Annotated in this window: 4 protein-coding genes; all 4 read left to right on the top strand. The window is 68.6% G+C overall.

Going from position 1 to position 2,803, the window contains the following annotated elements:
* Positions 1-584 (top strand): peptide chain release factor-like protein (locus JO059_RS06540; protein ID WP_293315284.1); only part of this gene is annotated, 584 nt, incomplete at its 5' end.
* Positions 581-1,426: a peptide chain release factor N(5)-glutamine methyltransferase gene (prmC, locus tag JO059_RS06535; protein ID WP_293315283.1), complete on the top strand. Its 846-nt coding sequence runs from the start codon at positions 581-583 to the stop codon at positions 1,424-1,426. The genes JO059_RS06540 and prmC, both read left to right, overlap by 4 nt.
* Positions 1,423-2,076 carry an L-threonylcarbamoyladenylate synthase gene (locus tag JO059_RS06530; protein WP_293315282.1) on the top strand — a complete coding sequence of 218 codons (654 nt, stop codon included), beginning with the start codon at positions 1,423-1,425 and terminating at the stop codon, positions 2,074-2,076. The genes prmC and JO059_RS06530 overlap by 4 nt, the downstream gene beginning before the upstream one ends.
* Positions 2,077-2,138: 62 nt before the next feature.
* Positions 2,139-2,803, top strand: a 665-nt coding sequence (locus JO059_RS06525) for an MraY family glycosyltransferase (protein ID WP_293315281.1), incomplete at its 3' end; no start/stop codon positions are given.

Raw genomic sequence — 2,803 nt, 5'->3', positions numbered from 1 at the left:
GCAAGGGCGACACCGCCGACGGGGTATGGTCACGAATGAAGTTCGAGGGTGGGGTACATCGCGTGCAACGCGTCCCGGTCACGGAATCCCAGGGGCGCGTGCACACATCGGCGGCCGGCGTGCTGGTCTATCCCGATCCCGAGGAAGTGGGCGAGGTGCAGAGCGACGAGTCGGAACTTCGCATCGACGTGTACCGCTCGTCCGGCAAGGGCGGCCAGGGAGTGAATACGACCGACTCCGCGGTGCGGATCACGCATCTGCCGACCGGCATCGTCGTCACCTGTCAAAACGAACGGTCGCAGCTGCAGAACAAGACCCGCGCGCTGCAGGTCCTGGCGGCACGCCTGCAGGCAATGGCCGAGGAGCAGGCGCTGGCCGACGCGTCGGCCGACCGGGCCAGCCAGATTCGCACCGTGGACCGCAGCGAACGGATCCGCACCTACAACTTCCCGGAGAACCGCATCACCGACCACCGAATCGGGTTCAAGGCACACAATCTGGATCAGGTGCTCGACGGCGACCTGGACGCCTTGTTCGACGCACTGAGCGCCGCCGACAAGCAGTCCCGGCTGCAACAGGCATGACCTTGCGGCGCGCGATCGACTCTGCGGCAGCGCAACTCTCGGCGGCCGGGATCGACTCCGCCCGTTACGACGCCGAGGAGCTGGCGGCCCACCTGCTTGGCACCGAACGCGGCCGGCTCGCCTTGCTGGATTCGCCGGGCGACGAATTCTTCGGCCGGTACCGTGACATCGTTGCCGCGCGCTCCCACCGGGTGCCGCTGCAGCATCTCACCGGAACCGCGGCGTTCGGGCCGATCATGCTGCACGTCGGCCCCGGCGTGTTCATCCCGCGCCCGGAGACCGAGGCCATCTTGGCATGGGCCACCGCCCAGCCGCTTGCGGCGCGCTCGGTGATCGTCGATGTATGCACGGGGTCAGGCGCATTGGCCGTCGCGCTCGCCCGACACCGCCCCGCGGCTCGGGTCATCGGAGTAGACGACTCCGATGTGGCCCTCGAGTACGCGCGCCGCAACGCGGCGGCCACCGCCGTCGAGCTCGTTCGCGCGGACGTGACCGCAGCGGGCCTGCTGCCCGAGTTGGATGGGCGCGTCGACCTGGTGGTGGCCAACCCGCCCTACGTTCCCGATGACGTCGCCGTGGAAACCGAAGTCGCCCAGCATGATCCGCTCCACGCGGTGTTCGGGGGTCCGGACGGGATGGCGGTGATCGCCGCCGTCGTCGGCCTCGCCGGCCGGTGGCTGCGCTCTGGCGGCCTGTTCGCCGTCGAGCACGACGACACCACATCGTCACATACCATCGAATTATTCAGGGGCACAGGTCTTTTCGAAGACATTGCGGCTCGCCCAGATCTGGCCGGCCGACCCAGGTTCGTGACGGCCCGCCGAGCGGAGCGGCGACGATGACCGCGGTTTTCGACTGCGCGGACCCCGGCCAGCGGTCGGTCGGCATCGCCGCGGCCGTCGGGGCGCTCAAGGGCGGCCGACTCGTTGTCATGCCGACGGACACCGTGTACGGCATCGGCGCCGACGCTTTCGACGGCACGGCGGTGGCTGCCCTGCTGGCGGCGAAGGGGCGGGGCCGGGACATGCCGGTTGGCGTGCTGGTCGGCTCGTGGCACACCATCGAGGGCCTGGTCTACACGATGCCCGACGGCGCCCGCGAGCTGATCCGAGCATTCTGGCCGGGCGCGCTGAGTCTGGTGGTGAAGCAGGCGCCGTCGTTGCAGTGGGATCTCGGTGACGCCCGCGGCACCGTGATGCTGCGGATGCCGTTGCACCCGGTTGCCATCGAGCTGCTGCGTGAGGTCGGCCCCATGGCGGTTTCCAGCGCCAACGTCTCCGGGCGACCGCCTGCCGTGAACGCAGACGAGGCGCGCACCCAACTCGGCGACCTCGTCGACGTTTATCTCGATGCGGGCCCGTCGCAGCAGCAGGCCGCGTCCACGATCCTCGACCTGACGGGAAACACGCCGCGCATTCTGCGCGCGGGTCCGGTGAGCCTCGAGCGGATCGCGGAGGTACTCGGCGTGGAACCGGGAACGCTGATCGCGTAATCCCGAGTGCGGGGCGTCGCGCGGATTGTCGGGGACTCAGGTTGGTGCAGTAGGGTCTCGAGGTGTCTAGCGATCCGACAAACGTCGCCGGCGGTCTGCTCGCCTTGGCCGATCGCGGCGCCGGCGTACCCCTGCGCGAGCTGGCGTTGGTCGGGCTGACCGCAGCGATCGTCACGTACTTCGCCACCGGACCGGTTCGGGTGCTGGCCACCCGCCTGGGAGCGGTCGCCTATCCACGTGAACGCGACGTGCATGTGAAGCCGACCCCGAGGATGGGCGGGTTGGCGATGTTCATCGGGGTCGTCGCCGCCGTCTTCCTGGCGTCCCAGCTGCCGGCGCTGACCCGGGGATTCGTCTATTCCTCCGGAATGCCGGCCGTATTGGTGGCGGGTGCGGTGATCATGGGGATCGGTCTGATCGACGACCGCTGGGGGCTGGACGCTTTGACGAAGTTCGCCGGCCAGATCACGGCGGCCAGCGTGTTGGTCACCATGGGCGTTGCATGGAGCGTCCTGTACATACCGATCGGCGGCGTCGGCACCATCGTGCTTGATCAGGCGTCGTCGATCCTGCTGACGTTGGCGCTGACCGTGTCGATCGTCAACGCGATGAACTTCGTCGACGGGCTCGACGGGCTGGCGGCCGGGTTGGGACTCATCACGGCGATGGCGATCTGCATGTTCTCGGTCGGCCTGCTTCGCGACCACGGCGGTGACGTGCTGTTCTA

This window comes from Mycobacterium sp., from assembly GCF_019247615.1.
Classification (GTDB): domain Bacteria; phylum Actinomycetota; class Actinomycetes; order Mycobacteriales; family Mycobacteriaceae; genus Mycobacterium.
This window is presented reverse-complemented; position numbering and strand designations above follow the sequence as displayed.